Here is a 19,084-nt window from a genome sequence, read left to right on the forward strand (position 1 = left end):
CCTTGAAAAAACAGCATCATTTTATGATAAATCTAAATGGGATTTATGCAGGAAATGCAGGATATAAAGAGAGTCTTAAAAATCTCAATTCAGCTTATTCGACCCCTTTTACAAAAAAAACTACCAAGCAGATTTGGATGGTAGTCTGTTGTGTTTTGTCGATTTTCCAATAAATTGAAATAGTTACTCGGCGGCACTTGACGTCAGATTCCTGTGGTGGATTTTTCCCTTTCATTCGAAAAAAAACACCCGGCAGGATGCGTACCGAGGGAAATACGGCATACACCCAAGCCGGGTAAGGGATTAGAAAATAATATCAATGGCCTCTAGCACATCTTGCTCCTGTTCGGATTGCCCGTTCAGGGAAATATCCTTCAACAGCACCGAAGGCTGTTCGCAAATTTGGGTGATGATCACGAGCAGGTCCTGAGCGAAATTGTCGATCAGATTGAGCGTAAACAACTTGGTGGCATATTCAAACTGCCCGTTCATTCCCTCATCCAGCAACGAAATGACCAAGGTAAGATCAAATTGGGAAACCGTATGAGTTTCCGGATAAGATTCGATCTTGATATCCCCGAAGCTTTGAACGTTATCTTCCTTGGTTTCCAGAGTAAACATGACATCGAATACAGGATTGCGGCTTTGATCTCGCGGCGCCTGCAGCTTTTTCACAAGCTCCTCGAACGGATAATCCTGGTGGTCGTAGGCCCCCAGCATCGTTTCTTTGACTTCGTTCAAGTAAGCGCGGAACGTCTTCTCCCCGGACGGATAATGGCGAATCGCCAAAGTGTTGACAAACATTCCGATGAGCGGCTCCAGGTCGGCATGTGTGCGGCCCGAAACCGGCGTGCCTACAATGAAGTCTTCTTGTCCCGAGTACTTGCTGAGCAGGATTGAATAGGCCGCCAATAACACCATATAAAGGGTGGCACCGTTCTCATCGGCGATGCGCTGCAAGCTGTCGGTCATCTGCTTGTCGATGCTGAAAGGCAGCACATCTCCCTCAAAGCTGCGAGCGGCAGGTCTGACAAAGTCCGTAGGCAGTTCAAGCGTCGGCAGTTCGCCTTCCAGCACGTCCAGCCAGTAGGCTTCCTGACGTTTCAGCCGCTCTTTTACAGGTTCGGACTGCTGCCAAGCGGCGAATTCCTTGTATTGAATCCGAAGCGGTTCCAGAGTCTCGCCGTTATACAGACGCAGCAGCTCTTCGACGAAGATGCCCATCGACATGCCATCCGTGACGATATGATGAATGTCCAGCATGAGCAGATGCCGTTCCGCTTCCCATTCGACTAAGCCCACACGCAGCAGCGGCGGCTGCTCCAAATCAAAGACGCGTACAAAGCCGTCTACGATGCTCTTCGTTTCACTTTCCGTCGCTTTCCTATACTCGACGGCAAACTTCAAGTCCGGATAAATCCGTTGTACCGGTTCGCCGTCGACCATTTCGAAGCCGGTTCGCAAAATTTCGTGACGAGCTATCAATCCTTTGAGCGCCGCCTCGAATTGATTCCGTTCCAAGCGCCCGACGAGAACCGTCATGCCGGACATGTTGTAGCTAAGCTCGGCGCCTTCCATCTGCTGCTGGATGTACAGCCGTTTTTGCACGGAGGAAAGCGGATAGTAATCCCTCTTATCCAGAACCGGAATGGAGAGGTATTCCTGCCGCTCCAATTGGCTGATCGCTTCGGCCATCGCTTCGATGGTCGAGTGCCGGAACACATCGCGCAGCGGCAGGTCCACGCTCAGCTCCTTGTGCACCTTGCTGACCAGCGTCGTCGCCCGCAGGGAATGCCCGCCGAGGTCGAAGAAGTTGTCCGTCACGCCAATCGTGACTGGCCCGAGCACGTTCTGCCAGATGGCGACCAGTTTCGCCTCCAGTTCGGTGCGCGGCGCCACGTATTCGCGGCCTGCGCTTGCTCCCCCTTCCGGCGCCGGCAGCGCCTTCCGGTCAATTTTCCCGTTCGGCGTCAGAGGCAGGCGCTCCAGCTCCACGAAGTACGACGGGATCATGTAACCCGGCAGCTCGCTGGAGATCGCCCGTTTCAGGTCTGCCGCCGTCAGTTCGCCATCCGTTGTGTAGTACGCGCACAGCGCTTTCTGCCCGTTCGCGTCACTTCGAACCAGCACCACCGCTTCGTGCACGCCTTCCACCCGCAGCAGCTGCGACTCGATCTCGCCCGTCTCGATCCGGTACCCCCGGATTTTCGCCTGGTTGTCGATCCGGCCGATGAAGTCCACGTTGCCGTCTTCCATCCACCGCGCCAAGTCTCCTGTGCGGTACAGCCGCTCGCCCGCGGCGAACGGGCTGTCTACGAACTTCTCTTCTGTCAGCTCCGGACGGTTCAAGTACCCGCGCGCTACCCCGACTCCGCCGATGACCAGCTCGCCCAGCACCCCGACCGGCACCGGATTCAGATGCGCATCCACGATGTAGAATTTCGCATTCAGCCACGCTTTGCCGATCGGCACATGGCCTGTCTGCGGCAGCTTCGCCAGTTCCTCGTCGTAGAAGCTTGAGTCGATCGCCGCTTCCGTCACGCCGTATGCGTTGATGATCCGGAACAACGAGCCGAAGCGTTCCTGCAAGGTCCGGTAATCCGCCACGCTGCAGCTGTCCGAGCTCGTGATCAACAGCTCCATCCCGCTCATATCCAGCCGCTGCTCGTGCACGTACTCCAGGAACGGCACGATCAGCGCCGGCGTCGATTCGAAGATGGTGACCCGCTCCCGCTCCATCCAGTAGTGCAGACGAGACGGATCGATCCGGTCGTCCTTCGGCACAATCACCATCGTGCCTCCGTTGTACAGCGTCCGCGCGATATCTCCCACGAACACGTCGAACGAGAAGCTGGCGAGCTGCAGCAGCCGCACCGGGAACTGATCCAACCGGTATTCCCGCTGGTAGCCCGCCGCCGTGTTCACCAGGCTGCGGTGCTCGATCATCACGCCCTTCGGCTTGCCCGTCGTTCCCGACGTATAGATCACGTACGCCAGGTCCTCTGGACGGGCTTCATGGAAGCTGTCGGCATTCGTCCCCTCCTCGCTGTACGAAGTTTCGTCGTCGAGGTACAGCACCGCCGCCAGCGCCAGCTCCTCTTCGCCGAGCCAGGCTCCGGCGCGCTCTCGCAGCGGCGTTTGCGTCAGCAGCACCTTCGCTCCGCTGTCTTCGAGCATGAACCGCACGCGCTCCGCCGGGTAATCCGGGTCGAGCGGCACATACGCCCCGCCCGCTTTCCAGACGGCCAGCACGGCCACCAGCAAGTCCACCGAACGCTCGGCGAGAATGCCGACGATTGACTCCCGGCCGATGCCGCTTGCGCGCAGCGTAGCCGCCAAGCGGTTCGCCCGCTCGTTCAGCTTCGCATACGTCAGCCGGTCGTTCTCGTACACGACGGCCGCCTCTTCCGGCGTGCGCTCCGCCTGTTCCTCGAACAGCCGGTGGAACGCGGCCGCAGGAGCCGCTTCCGGCTGCGCCGGGTTAAACGCGCCGAGAATTTGCTCTTTTTCCGCTGGTGTCAAAATGCCCAGCTCGGCAATAGTCGCCGATGGGTTGCGGAGAATGGATTCAAGCAGCTGCAAGTAGTGAGCGGCCAATTTCTCCACCGTTTCGGTTTTATAAAGAGCAGTGGCGTATTCAAACAGATATTCCAAGCCTTCCTCGATCTCCGTGACGTCCAAGCTGAGATCGAATTTAGAAACAATTTCTTCGCTGGCATACGTCGACAAATGAAGTCCGGGAAGCTGGATTTCCAAATTCTCTGTATTCTGCAAAGCAAACATCGTATCGAACAGCGGATTGCGGCGTAAATCACGAGCCACGTTCACCTTATCCACCAGTTCCTCAAACGGATAATTCTGATGTTCAAAAGCGCCCAGCGTCGTCTCCTTGATTTCCTTCAAGTAGCCAAGGAACGTCTTACCGGCAGCCGGATAACTGCGGATGGCCAGGGTATTGACGAACATCCCGATCAGCGGCTGAACGTCGCTATGATTTCTTCCCGCAATCGGCGTACCGACCACCACCTCTTCTTGCCCTGTATATTTATGCAATAATATTGTATAACCAGCAAGCAGAACCATGTAAAGCGTTGCGCCGTTCTCGGCTGCAAGCCGTTTCAGACCCTCGCTTTTCTCGCTATGCATAAACAATTGCAGCGTGCGGCCCTCGTAGCTCTGCATAGCCGGGCGCGGATAGTCCGTCGGCAATTCCAAAACCGGCAGCTCTCCGCGGAACATGTCGAGCCAGTAGGCTTCCTGCTTGGCAAGCTGAGCTTTCTGCTCGTCCGATTGCTGCCATACCGCATAATCTTTGTACTGAATGCGGAGCGGCTCCAACTGCTCCCCGCTGTACAAGTGGACGAACTCTTCGATCAGTACGTCAATCGAAACGCCGTCAGATACGATATGATGCGTATCGAACATTAGAATGTGCCGGTCCGGCGCCAGTTCGGCAAGGCCTACCCGCAGAAGTGGCGGCTTCGCTAGATCAAACGGACGAACGAATTGGCGCACCGTTTCTTCCGCCTGCTCCCCGCTGATCTGCACATATTCCACCTGGAAAGCGGCTTCTTCGTAAATCCGCTGAACCGCTTCGCCTTTTACCATCTCAAAGCCGGTACGCAGCGTTTCATGACGAGCTACGAGCCCGCGGAACGCTTCTTCAAACCGCTGCCGGTCGAGCTCCCCTTCGAGCAGCATAGCTCCCGGTATGTTGTAGCTCAGCTCGGCTCCTTCCAGCTGGTTCAAGATATAGAGACGTTTCTGAGCGGAAGAGAGCGGATAATACTCGCTAGGTTCCGCAGCCGGAATAGCCGTGAACGAGCCGATCTCCAGCCGCTCCATAGCCGCGGCCATTTCCTCAACCGTCGAGTAGCGGAATACGTCGCGAAGCGGGAATTCAACGCCTAGCTCCTTATGCATTTTGCTGACAAGCGTCGTCGCCCGCAGGGAGTGTCCGCCGAGGTCGAAGAAGTTGTCCGTTACGCCTACCGCCTTCTCCCGAACAAGCACATCGTGCCAAATGGCGGCCAGCTTCGCCTCCAGTTCGGTGCGCGGCGCCACGTATTCGCGGCCTCCGCCTGCTCCCCCTTCCGGTGCCGGCAGCGCCTTCCGGTCGATCTTTCCGTTCGGCGTCAGAGGCAGGCGCTCCAGCTCCACGAAGTACGACGGGATCATGTAACCCGGCAGCTCGCTGGCAATCGCCCGCTTCAGGTCCGCCGCCGTCAAGCCTTCTTCCGCTGTATAATAAGCGCACAAAGCTTTCTGACCTTCTTGATCTTCCCTGACGACGACGACCGCTTCCTTTACGCCACCTACACTCAGCAGCTTCGCTTCGACTTCGCCCGTCTCAATCCGGTACCCCCGGATTTTCGCCTGGTTGTCGATCCGGCCGATGAAGTCCACGTTCCCGTCCTCCATCCACCGTGCCAAGTCTCCCGTGCGGTACAGCCGCTCGCCCGCGGCGAACGGGCTGTCTACGAACTTCTCTTCCGTCAGCTCCGGACGGTTCAAGTACCCGCGCGCTACCCCGACTCCGCCGATGACCAGCTCGCCCAGCACCCCGACCGGCACCAGATTCAGATGCGCATCCACGATGTAGAATTTCGCATTCAGCCACGCTTTGCCAATCGGCACATGGCCTGTCTGCGGCAGCTTCGTCAGCGGCTCGTCGTAGAAGCTTGAGTCGATCGCCGCTTCCGTCACGCCGTATGCGTTGATGATCCGGAACAACGAGCCGAAGCGTTCCTGCAAGGTCCGGTAATCCGCCACGCTGCAGCTGTCCGAGCTCGTGATCAACAGCTCCATCCCGCTCATATCCAGTTGCTGCTCGTGCACGTACTCCAGGAACGGCACGATCAGCGCCGGCGTCGATTCGAAGATGGTGACCCGCTCCCGCTCCATCCAGTAGTGCAGACGAGACGGATCGATCCGGTCGTCCTTCGGCACAATCACCATCGTGCCTCCGTTGTACAGCGTCCGCGCGATATCTCCCACGAACACGTCGAACGAGAAGCTTGCGAGCTGCAGCAGCCGCACAGGGAACTGATCCAACCGGTATTCCCGCCGGTAGCCCGCCGCCGTGTTCACCAGGCTGCGGTGCTCGATCATCACGCCCTTCGGCTTGCCCGTCGTTCCCGACGTATAGATCACGTACGCCAGGTCCTCTGGACGGGCTTCATGGAAGCTGTCGGCATTCGTCCCCTCCTCGCTGTACGAGGTTTCGTCGTCGAGGTACAGCACCGCCGCCAGCGCCAGCTCCTCTTCGCCGAGCCAGGCTTCGGCGCGCTCTCGCAGCGGCGTTTGCGTCAGCAGCACCTTCGCTCCGCTGTCTTCAAGCATGAACCGCACGCGGTCTGCCGGATAATCCGGGTCGAGCGGCACATACGCCCCGCCCGATTTCCAGACGGCCAGCACGGCCACCAGCAAGTTCACCGAACGCTCGGCGAGAATGCCGACGATCGTCTCCCGGCCGATGCCGCTTGCGCGCAGCGTAGCCGCCAAGCGATTCGCCCGCTCGTTCAGCTCCGCATACGTCAGCCGGTCGTTCTCGTACACGACAGCTGCCGCTTCCGGCGTGCGTTCCGCCTGTTCCTCGAACAGCCGGTGGAACGCTGCCACAGGAGCCGCTTCCGGCTGCGCCGGGTTAAACGCACCGAGAATTTGCTCTTTTTCCTCTGCCGTCAAAAGCTCCAACTGATTCACGCGCAAGTTCGGGTTAGCTGCAACCTGCTCCAGTGCCCAGGTAAAATGACTGTAGAGCTGCCTGATGTCATCCTCTCTGAACGTCAGCGCATTGTACGTAAACCGCAGCAAAATATGCTCTTCCGGAATGACAGTAATGTCCAAGTTGTAGTTCGTTTGCTCCGGCGACTGGATATTAGCGATTTTCAGCGCTTCTTTGTCTCCTCCGACGACCTGCTCAATTTGTTCTTCCATCGGATAATTTTCAAACACCATGATGTGGTTGATCAAGTCACGCTTTTGCTCACTCAGCGACTGAATTTCGAACAGCGGGAACGTTTCGTAAGCTCTCGATGCCAGCGCTTGATCCTGGGTTTTTCTCAAGATAGCGGCTACCGTCTCCTCGGCTTTGCCTTGAATACGGACCGGGATCGTATTAATAAACAGGCCGATCATGCTTTCGATACCCGGAATCTCCGCTGGACGCCCGGATACGACGGAGCCAAATACGACATCTTCGCTGTTGTTGTATACCTGCAGAACCAGTCCCCATACGGTCTGCATGAATGTATTAAGCGTCACCTGATGCTGGCGCGCCACCCGCTCGATTTGCCCGGTCAGTTCCTTGCTGAGTTCCACATCGATCTCAGCTACTTCAAAAGCGCCCTGCTTCAGCCCTGTTTTCTCCCGAGGCAGCTTGGTCTGCTGATCGTAACCCGCCAAATACTCGGACCAGTAACGCGAAGCTTTCGCGGCATCTTGAGCTTCCAGCCATTCGATATACCGGGAGTACGAGGTAACCGGAGGAAGCTCCAGCGTCCGCTTCTCCTGGAACGCGAAGTAGGTGTCGAACACTTCCTTGATCATGAAGGACATGCACCAGCCGTCCATCAAAATGTGATGGTGACTCCAGATCACATGGTAGGACTCGTCGCCCGTGCGCAAAACGGTCACGCGCATAAGAGAGCCTCGGGCCAAATCGAACTTGTTCGCTTTATCCGCGCTGACGAAATCGGCTATCGTCTTCTCCGGGTCTTCATCGCTTACCGAGCGAATATCTTCGAAGTACACTTCACACTTCCGCTCGCGGAATACCACTTGAATCGGCTCGTCTCTCCAGTCGGTAATAAAGTTAGTCCGCAGCGCCTCATTCCGCTGCACCAGCGTATCCAATCCTTGGGTGAAGGCTTCGACATTCAGGCTTCCGTACAGATCGAAGGTCACCTGTTCGAAGTAAGCTTCCGAATCGGCATCCAGCAGGCTGTGGAACAACATCCCTTTTTGCAGCGGAGTCAGGGAGTATACATTCTCCAGTTCGCCGAGCGCCGCCGTATGTTCGGCCAGCCGCTCCAGTTCCTCCAACGTCACATCTTGAAGCAGTACGTCGCTAGGCGTAAGCTCCGGCCGCTCTTTCGATACGCAATGGCTGATGACTTCACGCAAGCTCGAATGAAGCAGGGTGCCCAGGCGCTCTACCGTTTCCCGTTTATACTGGGTTACCCCATAACGGATCGTGAGTTCCTGCACTCCTTCCGACACCATACCGTTGATATCGAGGACATAATCCATCACTGCATTCGGGCTTGAATCGGAGCCCGGGCTGAACGGAGACGGCCTCGAGCCGCTGCTTTCGTAATCCTGGTCGAACTGACCCAAATAGTTAAAGCTGATCTCCGGCTCCAAAGCGAAGCGCTCGCCGTCACGCGGCGCCGACAAATAACGCAGGATGCCGTAGCCGATTCCTTTGTTCGGAATGCGGCGCAAGCTTTCTTTAACCTGTTTCACCTGATGACCGAGCGCCTGGGCGTGACCCGGCTCCAGAACGACAGGGAATTGGCTTGTAAACCAGCCTACCGTGCGCGTAATGTCCACATCCGGCAAAAGTTCTTCCCGGCCGTGGCCTTCGAGATTCACCAGCACGCGTTCCCGGCCGCTCCAAGCTTGTACCGCGAGGCCAAGCGCGGCAAGCAGCAAATCGTTCATTTCCGTATGGTAAGCACGGTGTGCCTGCTTCAGCAGCTGTTCGGTTTCCTCCGCCGTCCAGCGGACGGTCACGAGCCCGCTGTCCTTCAGCTTAGATCTGCCTTGTTCAAAATCTTTCGGAAGCGGCTCATAGGTCAATTGCTCGATATGCTGCCAATACTCTCTCTCGCTTTCCATCGCCGGACCGTTCGCATAATCAGCGAGCTGTTTCGCCCACGTTTGGAATGAATCCGTTTTGAGCGGCAGACGGATCGGCTGCCCTTGCAGCGCCTGCTCATAGCCGGCAGCAAAATCCTCAAGCAGAATCCGCCAGGATACGCCGTCTACGACCAAGTGGTGGATCGCGATCAGCAGATGATCTCCATCCGCACAGCGGAACAAGCCGAGCTTCAGCAAAGGCCCTGCCTGCAGGTCAATGCTGCGCTGAAGCTCGTTCGCCTTGGCTTCGATCGCCTGCGCGCAGTCCGTCATTCCGCGGAAATAGATCACTTCCAGGCTGTAGAGCTCGCCGTCGCTTTCCGCGATGCCCCGGTTCCATGCCGCATACCCGCTCTCGGTCCGGCGGAAGACGAGGCGCAGCGCATCGTGATGCTCGGCCAGCTTCCGCACGGCCTGACGAAGCGCCGCTTCGTCGTAGCCTTCCTCCCGGTACAGCATCACCGCCTGGTTAAAGTGGTGCGGCTCGGCGAACGACTGCTCGAAGAACCAGCGCTGAATCGGCGTCAGCCGCGTCTCTCCCGTAGCTGCCCCCTGATCGGCGCGTCTTAAGACCGGCTGGAGATACGGGCTTAATTCCGCTACGGTCGGATATTTGAACAAATGCTTGATTTCCAGCTTGTACCCGGCCTGATATAGCCTGGACGACACCTGGATCGATTTAATCGAATCCCCGCCGAGCTCGAAGAAATTGTCCATCACGCCGATCGGACGACCCGTTCCCAGCACCTTTTGCCACACCGCAACCAACGTCTGCTCCGCCGGCGTCCGGGGCGCCACATATTCCGTTCCCACGAGCACACTGCTTTCCGGTGCGGGCAGCGCCTTACGGTCGAGCTTCCCGCTGTGTGTGAGGGGCATCCGCTCCAGCTGCACGAAGTAGGACGGAATCATGTACGTGGGCAGATCCTCCGCCAGCGCGCTTCGCAGCTCGCTCGCCGCAAGCGGCTTGTCCGCCACGAAGTACGCGCAGAGGTGCTTCTGACCGGCTTCGTCCTCTCTGGCGATGACAACCGCCTCTTGGACGGACGCCACTTTCAGGACCTGCGCCTCCACCTCGCCGAGCTCGATCCGGTACCCGCGGATTTTCACCTGATGGTCGATCCGGCCCATATACTCGATGTTGCCGTCCGGCAGCCATCTGGCCAGATCGCCCGTCCGGTACATCCGCCCGCCCGGCGTAAACGGACACTCTACGAATTTCTCCACGGTCAGCTCGGGACGGTTCAAGTAGCCTCTAGCCAGGCCTTCGCCCGCGATGCACAGCTCGCCCGGCACGCCGATCGGCTGCAGCGCTGTCGTCCCTTCCTTGACAATATGCAGCCGGATGTTCGAGATCGGCTTGCCGATCGGCACCGATACATGCGTCTCTTCCGGTCCGCAATCGTAGTACGAGACATCGACCGTCGCTTCCGTAGGCCCATAAAGGTTGATCAGCTGCGCTTGATTCACGGATGACGCAATCCACTGCCAGAACCGGCTCACATGCGACGTCGCCAGCGCTTCCCCGCTTGCAAACACCCGTTTCAGCGAAGACAGCTTGTTCCCCAGATCTTCGCTCGGCTGACGCTCGACATATTCGAGGAAGGCGTGCAGCATCGACGGCACGAAGTGCATCGTGGTGACGGCTTTCCGTTCGATCGTGTCCAGAATCGTCTCGGGATTCTTCTCTCCACCCGGCGGCAGCAAGCAAACTTTGGCCCCCGTCCAAGCCCACCAAAACAGCTCCCACACGGAAACGTCGAAGGTGATCGCCGTCTTTTGCAGAATCGTATCTCTGGAGTCGATCGGGTAAGCATTCTGCATCCACAGCAGCCGGTTGATCACCGGACGGTGCTCCACCATGACGCCCTTGGGCTTGCCAGTCGAGCCCGATGTGTAAATGACGTAGGCCAAGTGCTCCGGTCCGCTCGCCGGCTCCAGGTTCGAGCCGTCTTCGTCATACGCGGATGGATCGTTCAGATCGACGAGCGATAGACCGCCAAGCGGCTCAGTCCCGGCAAATGACGCGCTTTCCCTCAAATGGCTCTGAATCAGCAGCAGCCTAGCGCCCGAATCTTCGAGCATGTAGCGAATGCGCTCCTGCGGGAATTGCGGGTCGATCGGCACGTAGGCGCCCCCGGCCTTCAAGATCGCATAGATGCCGACGATCATCTCCAGCGAGCGCTCGGCCATGATCGCGATCGGCTGATCGGCCTGCACGCCAGGGGCACGCAAGGATCGCGCCAGCCGGTTCGCCCGCTCGTTCAGCTCCCGGTAAGTCAGGCGGCTGTCCTCATAGACGACGGCCACCTGCTCCGGCGTTCGCTCTGCCTGCTCCTCGAACAGCTCGTGGATCGTTCTCTCTCTCCACGACTCATCCGCTTCCAAACCTGTACCCTCTGCGGCGGGTTGCTTCGCAAGAGCCGAAGACGACACGTCAAACCCGACCAGCAAATCATGCTTTTCGCTGTCCGTCAAGATATCCAAATCCGAAATCCGTGCACCCGGCTGAGCCAGGATCGACGCCAAAAGCTGCTCGTAATGACCCGCCAGCCGGACCATCGTTTCCTGTCTAAACAACGAGGTAGCGTACTCGATCTTGCAAACCAGCTCGTTATCGGCTTCCACGATATCAAAGCTAAGATCAAACTTTGCCGTCTTTTCCTCGATGTCGAACAGCGACCATTGCAAGCCTTCCAGGGTTAAATCCAAGCTTTCGTGCTTTTGCAAAGAAAACATGGTGTCAAACAGAGGATTCCGGCTTAAATCCCGGCTCACCTGAAGAGCTTCCACCAGCTCCTCGAACGGATAGTCCTGGTGCTCGTAGGCTCCAAGCGTCGTTTCCTTCACTTCCTGCAAGTAATCCAGGAACGTCCGCTCCGCCGCCGGACCCAAGCGAAGGGCCAGCGTATTGACGAACATGCCGATAATCGGCTGCAGGTCGGCGTGAGAACGGGCGGCAATCGGAGTGCCGACCACTATATCTTCCTGTCCCGCGTATTTATGAAGCAATACGGAGTACGCAGCCAGCAGAAGCATGTACAGCGTCGCCCCCGAATCGCCGGCAAGCCGTTTGAGAGCTTCGCTTTTCTCCGCATCCAGCGTAAACGTGAGCGTTTGACCGTCAAACTGCTGGACGGCCGGGCGGGAGAAGTCGAGAGGCAACTCAAGAACCGGAAGCTCGGAGCTGAATACCCCGCGCCAGTATTCCTTCTGCCGTTTGATGCGCTGGCGCTGCTCCTCGGATTGCTGCCAAACGGCGTAATCCTTGTATTGAATCCGCAGCTCCGGCAATTCTTCCCCATTGTAAAGCCGCACGAATTCACGCAGCAGCACGTCCATGGAAAGGCCGTCGGAACCAATATGATGAATATCCAGCGCGAGCAGGAATTTCTCTTTCTCCAGTTCGATCAGCAGGGCGCGCAGCAAAGGCGGCTGGGTCAAGTCAAAAGGCTGAATGAAGCCTTCAAGAATGGCCGCAACCTGATCTTCGCTTGCTTGAAGCTTCTCGACCTTGAAAGCTACGAGCGGATGAATACGCTGAACCGGCTCCCCATTCACGATTTCAAATCCGGTGCGCAGCATATCGTGCCGGGCCACCAAAGTAGTCAGCGCCTTTTCCACTTTGGCCTCGTTCAAAGCCCCTCTCAATTGCAAGGCGCTTGGGAGATTATAATTCAGCTCCAAGCTATCCAGCTGGTGCAGGACGTACAGCCTTTTTTGCGCGGAGGAAACCGGATAGTACGCTTTCTCTTCCGCTTTCGGAATCGAGCTGTACTGCGATTCTTCCAAGCTAGCAATAGCCCCGGCCATCGATTCTACCGTCATATAGCGGAACACATCGCGCAGCGGAAGTTCGACGTTCATTTCCTTCCGAATCTTGCTGACAAGGTTCGTCGCTCGCAAGGAGTGGCCTCCGAGCTCGAAGAAATTGTCCAGGACTCCAATACCGGAGTAACCCAGCACTTCCTCCCAGATCTTCACAAGCTCGGACTCCGTCCGGTTACGCGGTGCTACATATTCGACGCCCGTCTGCAAGCTGCCTTGGGGCTCCGGCAGCGCTTTGCGGTCTACTTTGCCGTTGGCCGTCAGCGGCATGCGCTCCAGCTGCACGAAGTACGACGGGATCATGTACCCCGGCATTCCCTGGGCCAGCGAGGTTCTCATTTCGCTGACCGTCAGTGTCCGGTCCGCCACAAAGTAGGCGACAAGTGCCTTCTCGCCCCCCCCGTCCTGACGGGCAAGCACCACCGCTTCTTCCACGCCCTCGACGTTCAGAAGCTGCGTCTCGATTTCGTCCAGCTCGATCCGGTACCCGCGGATTTTGACCTGGTGGTCGATCCGGCCCAGGTATTCGATGTTGCCGTCCGGCAGCCAAGCCGCCAAGTCGCCCGAGCGGTACAGTTTCTCCCCCTCCGCAAACGGGGAATCGACGAACTTCTCCGCCGTCAGATCCGGACGGTTCAGATATCCTCTTGCAAGGCCTTCCCCGGCCACGTACATTTCGCCCGCTACGCCGATCGGCACTGGGCGGCGGTTTTCATCCAGGACGTACACCCTCAGCGTCGGGATCGGCTTGCCGATATTGCTCTTCGCCGCCTCTATTTCGACCCATGTGATTTCCTTATACGTCACGTGAACCGTCGTCTCGGTAATGCCGTACATATTGATCAGCTTCGTCTCCGGGTACTTCGTCTTGAAGCCCTTGAGCAGCAGCGGACTGAGCGCTTCGCCCCCGAAGATGACGTTGCGAATCCGCAGATCGTACGGATGGTCCGCCAAGACCTCACGCAGCAGCTGGTAGAAGTACGTTGGCGTCTGGTTCAAAATCGTGACCTGTTCGCGGCCCAGCAGCGCCAGGAAATCGGCCGGATTTTTCGCCGTGAGTGGCGGTACGATGACCAGCTTGCCTCCATACAGCAGCGCTCCGTACATTTCCCAGACGGAGAAATCGAAGCAGAACGAGTGGAACAGCGTCCACGTGTCGGATGGCCCGAAGTCAAACAGGTTCTTGTCGTTGAACAGGAGGCGCACGACGTTCTTATGCTCGATCAGCGTTCCTTTCGGTCTGCCGGTCGTTCCCGACGTGTAGATGACATATGCCAGGTTGCCCGGCCCGGAAATCGGCTCCAGGTTCGAAGCGTCCAGCGCATCGGCGGAGTCCGCCCCTCTGTCGCCCCAAACGAAATCGTCCAATTCGAGGCGCGTTCCTGCGAAGTCGGTCTTCTCGTGCAGATGCTTTTGAATCAGCAATAATGGCGCGCCCGAATCCTCGATCATGAAGCGGATGCGCTCCTCCGGGTAGTCGGGATCGACAGGCACGTAGGCTCCGCCCGCTTTGAGAATCGCCAGAATGCCGACAACCATATCGAGCGAGCGTTCGGCCAGAATCGCTACCAGCTGGTCCGCTTCTACTCCCGTCTCCCGCAGCTTCCGCGCAAGGCGGTTGGATCGCTCGTTCAGCTCGCGGTAGGTCAGCTGCCGCTCGTTCATGACGGCGGCCACGTTGTCCGGGTAAAGCTCCGCCTGCTCTTCGAACAAGCCGTGAATCGTCTGCTGCCGCGGGTAGTCCGCCTCCGAATCGTTGAAACCGCGCACCAGCTCGCGGATTTCCTCCTCCGTGAGCATTTCCAGCGAGGCAATATCCTCGTCCGGCGCTGCTGCGATGGTTTCGAGCAGCTTGTCATAATGTCTGGCGAACCGCTCCGCGGTCTCTTGTTTATACAGAGCCGTAGCGTACTCCAACCGGCATTCGAGCTGACCGTCCAGCTCCGAAATATCCAGGAGCAGCTCGAACTTGGATGTTTGGTTTTCTAGTGGATAAAACGATTGCTCCAGCCCCTCGATGACAATTTGCTCGTTCTCCGTATTTTGTAGGGAGAAGAACGTGTCAAAGAGCGGATTCCGGCCGGTCGCGCGCGGAATGTGAAGACTTTCTACCAAGTCTTCGAACAAATAATTTTGGTGTTCGAAAGCCCCGAGCGTGATGTCCTTGATTTCTTCCAGGTACGTAAGGTACGGCTTGGAACGCTCCGGACGGCTGCGAATGGCCAGCGTGTTGATAAACATCCCTACGATCGGCTGCACTTCTTCCTGCGTTCTTCCGGCAATCGGCGTTCCTACGATTAGATCTTCCTGACCCGAATATTTATGCATAAGGATGGTGTAAGCCGACAGCAGCACCATGTACAGGGTCGTCCCTGTCCGTGCCGCCAGCTCTTTCAGCTTCTCCGTCCGATCTTTCTCGATATAAAACTTCACGGTTCGGCCGTCAAAGCTTTGCACCGCAGGCCGCGGGAAGTCCGTCGGTAGCTCCAAGACCGGCAGCTCGCCCGACAGCTGTTCCAGCCAATACTCCTTCTGCGGCTGGAGCATCTGCCCGTAAGCTTCGGAATGCTGCCAAACGGCATAATCTTTGTATTGAATGCGCAGCGGGGCCAGCTCCTCGCCCCGATACAGGCGGCTGAACTCGTCGAAGAGCAGCGCTGTCGAAATGCCGTCCGAGACGATATGGTGCATATCGAACAGTAGAATGTGGCGATCCGCGGCGACTTCGATCAGGCCGATGCGGAGAAGTGGCGGCTTGGTCAGATCAAACGGGTGATAGTAAGCTTCCACCACTTGCTCCACTTCCCGCTCGCTCGCTTGGAAATAATCTACAGCAAACTCCACCTCGTCATAGATGCGCTGGACAAGCTCGCCTTGAACCTGCTCGATCCCGGTACGCAGCGTCTCATGGCGCTGAATCAGCGCCCGGAACGCGTGCTCGACGCGCGTGCGGTCCAGCTTGCCTTCGAGAAGAAGCGCCGCCGACATATTGTAGCTGCGCTCGGCCCCGTCAAGCTGGCGCAGGACGTACAGACGCTTTTGCTCGGATGAAACCGGATAGTACTCGGCCTCAGCCGCCTTTGTAATCTCATACGTCTCCTGCTGCCTTAAACCGCCGATTCTTTGGGCCAGCTGTTCGATCGTGGTGTAGCGGAAAACTTCCCGCAGCGGAACCTCGACTTGCAGCTCTTTCCGAATCTTGGAAACCAGCGTGGAGGCCCGCAAGGAATGACCACCCAAGTCAAAGAAATCGTCTTGGACTCCAACTCGCGCAATACCCAGCACCTGCTGCCAAATGAGAGCAAGTCTTGTTTCCAGCGTTGTGCGAGGAGCCACATACTCACGGCCTACTTCTACCTCTCCGGTCGGTTCAGGCAGCACTTTACGGTCAATTTTGCCGTTCGGCGTGAGCGGAAGCTTATCAAGAGACACCAGCCGGGCCGGGACCATATGGGCCGGCAGCTCTTGCTTCAATTGGGACAGCAGATCGCTCAGCTGCAAGGAAGCATCCGCCGCGACGTAGCCGCACAAATACTTTTGCCCCTGCTCATCCGTACGGTCGGTCACCACAGCCTGCTTGACGCCCGGGAAACGCAGCAGGGCCGTTTCAATTTCGCCGAGTTCGATCCGGAACCCGCGAATTTTCACCTGATAATCGATCCGGCCGATGAAGTCGACGTTGCCGTCTTCCAGCCAGCGGGCCAAATCGCCTGTCCGGTACAGACGTTCGCCCGGCACAAACGGGCTGTCCGCAAACTTCTCAGCGGTTAAGTCCGGACGGTTCCAGTACCCGCGCGCCACCCCGGCGCCGCCGATGACAAGCTCGCCCGGAACCCCTACAGGAACCGGCTTTAACGCGGCATCGACAATGTAAAACCGGGCGTTCAGCCAAGCTTTGCCGATCGGCACATGACCCGACGGCGGCAGCTTATCCAGCGGCTCACCGTAAAAGCTGCTGTCAATGGCCGCTTCGGTAACGCCATAGCTGTTGATGATGCGGAATTGTCCGCCGAATCTTTCCTGCAGCAATCGGTAATCGGTGACACTGCAAGCATCCGAACTGGTAATCAGCAACTGCATGGAGCTAACGTCCAGCCCTTCTTCATAAATATGCTGCATGAACGGCAGGATGAGCGCAGGCGTCGATTCGAATACCGTAATGTTTTGGTCCCGAATCCAGCCGTATAAGAGGTTCGGATCAATCCGGTCATCCTTCGGCACAATCACCATCGTGCCTCCGTTATACAGCGTCCGCGCGATGTCTCCGACGAACACGTCAAACGAGAAGCTGGCCAGCTGCAGCAGCCGCACCGGAAACTGATCCAACCGGTACTCGCGACGGTACGCATCCGCCGTATTCACGAGACTACCGTGCTCGATCATGACGCCTTTCGGGCGTCCCGTCGTACCCGAGGTGTAAATCACATAAGCCAAGTCTTGCGGGGCGCTGTCGGCAGATTCAAATTCCACGGTTAAGGCATCCCCGTTATAAATATGTTCATCGTCCATGGCATAGACAGCTTGAAGCTTCAGCCGGTCATCGGCCAACCAACCTCTGGCCCGCTCCAACAGATGACGCTGCGTAAGCAGCACCGATGCATCGCTATCGCTGAGCATGTACTCAATCCGCTCCGCCGGATAATCGGGGTCCAGCGGTACATAGGCTCCGCCGGCTTTCCAAACGGCGAGCACCCCGACCAGCAGTTCCACTGAACGCTCCGCCCAGATCCCCGTAATCGTCTCCCTTCCCACGCCCTGTTCGCGAAGGAGAGAAGCCAGCCGCTCGGCGCGTTCGTTCAATTCGCCGTAGGTCAGCTGTTTGTCCATGTAGACGACTGCCGGATGATCCGGAATTTCCCGGGCAAACTTTTCAACATACCGATGAAACGCTTCTCCCTCGCTCAGCCCTGCCACCGGCGGGTTAAAAACGTTGAGAATGCAGTGTCTCTCCTCATCGCTCAGCAGAGAAATCTCGCGTACCGGCAGTTCGGGAGTCTGAAGAAACTGGTCCAGAATGGTTACATACTGTTCCATAATCCGATCAATCTCGGCCGTCTCGAACAGGCCGGTACGATAGGAAGCATGGAGAATTACATGGCCTTCATTCAGCATATGGTCGAAGCGCAGCAGCAAATCGTCCATCTCGTGCCTAGCGAAGTGAGCCTCCAGGCGTACCTTGATTTCTTCGTACTCCACGATTTTCAAAGGCAGATATTCCAGAGACGTGCGGAACAGCCCCGAAAGATCGTTGCGGCCGTGTTGTTCGCGTAAATCCTGGATCAATTGGTTATAAGGGTATTTCTGATACCGCAGATCCGCCGTATTTTCCTTGGAAACCGTTTGGATCAAGGAAAGCACGTGCCCGTCTGGATTCAGACGAATCCGCGTAGCCACGGTGCTGACGAACATGCCTATCGTTTCTTTTTCCTTCTTGCTGGTGCGATTGGCGAAAACCGTGCCGACCGGAACATCGGTGCTGTCGGTCAGCTTGTACAATAAGGCGTACATGGCGGACAGAAATAACGTATATAAGCTGACCTGATATTGTTCGCTGAAGGCCAGAATGCGTTCATACCGGGAACCATCCAAAGTGATGGCCAGTTTATTGGATTCGCTGCCGATCGAGAATGGCGGATACGATTTAATGCCGGTCGTTTCAGGCAAAGTGTTGTACTTCGTCAGCCAGTATTCCTTGCCTTTTTGATAACGCTGCGATTGCTCATATTCACGCTCCGCGGAAATATAATCCAGATAGGTAGGGGCCTGGTAACTGCTGGAGATGCCTTTGCGCAGTTCCAGGTATTTTTCCATCACCGCATGCAGCAAAGCATTGACGGACAAGCCGTCGGCGATAATATGATTTACCGTCAAATTGAGCCATACTTGGCCGTTCGCAAAATGGATAATCGTAAATTGGTAGAGGTGTTCGTCGAACACGCTGGCCGGTTTTTCGCTTACTTCTTTCACCCAAGCATAGAATTGTTCGGTTGTGCCTATTTCGAGGCGGCTTATCCTAGCTTGGACATTCTCCGGCTCTTCGAACCACTGCGTTGGATTTTGCAAATCCCCGCTAATGCGGATTCGGAAAACGTCATAGGTTTTGACGATCTCTGCCGCCGCTTGCTCCAGAAGCTGTGTGTTGATCTCGCCCGTAATCTGGTAGGTCGCGGAAAGCATCGTGATGGACGTTCCCGGATTCATAATTTCCATGAACCATATTCGGCGCTGGGCTTGCGTTAATCCATATTGCTCGTTGGTATTCTCTCTCACATCGACACACTCCCGGTTTAGAGATTCTTTATAGATAGGCTTTGTACCTAGATGTCACTTAGTCACTCTTAGAAGAACCGCGCGGCCATTCCCGGAACGGCTCCTTCGGACTCTGTCCCCT

At 57.0% G+C, this 19,084-nt stretch carries 1 protein-coding gene; it reads right to left on the bottom strand.

The annotated features are described in order from the left end of the window. Nucleotides 1–303: 303 nt before the first annotated feature. Entirely contained in the window at nucleotides 304–18,963 is an 18,660-nt protein-coding gene (locus JOE49_RS02140) for a non-ribosomal peptide synthetase (protein ID WP_209940494.1), read from the bottom strand. Nucleotides 18,964–19,084: the final 121 nt, after the last annotated feature.

The organism is Paenibacillus sp. PvR133 (assembly GCF_017833155.1).
In the GTDB taxonomy this organism is placed as follows: domain Bacteria; phylum Bacillota; class Bacilli; order Paenibacillales; family Paenibacillaceae; genus Paenibacillus; species Paenibacillus polymyxa_B.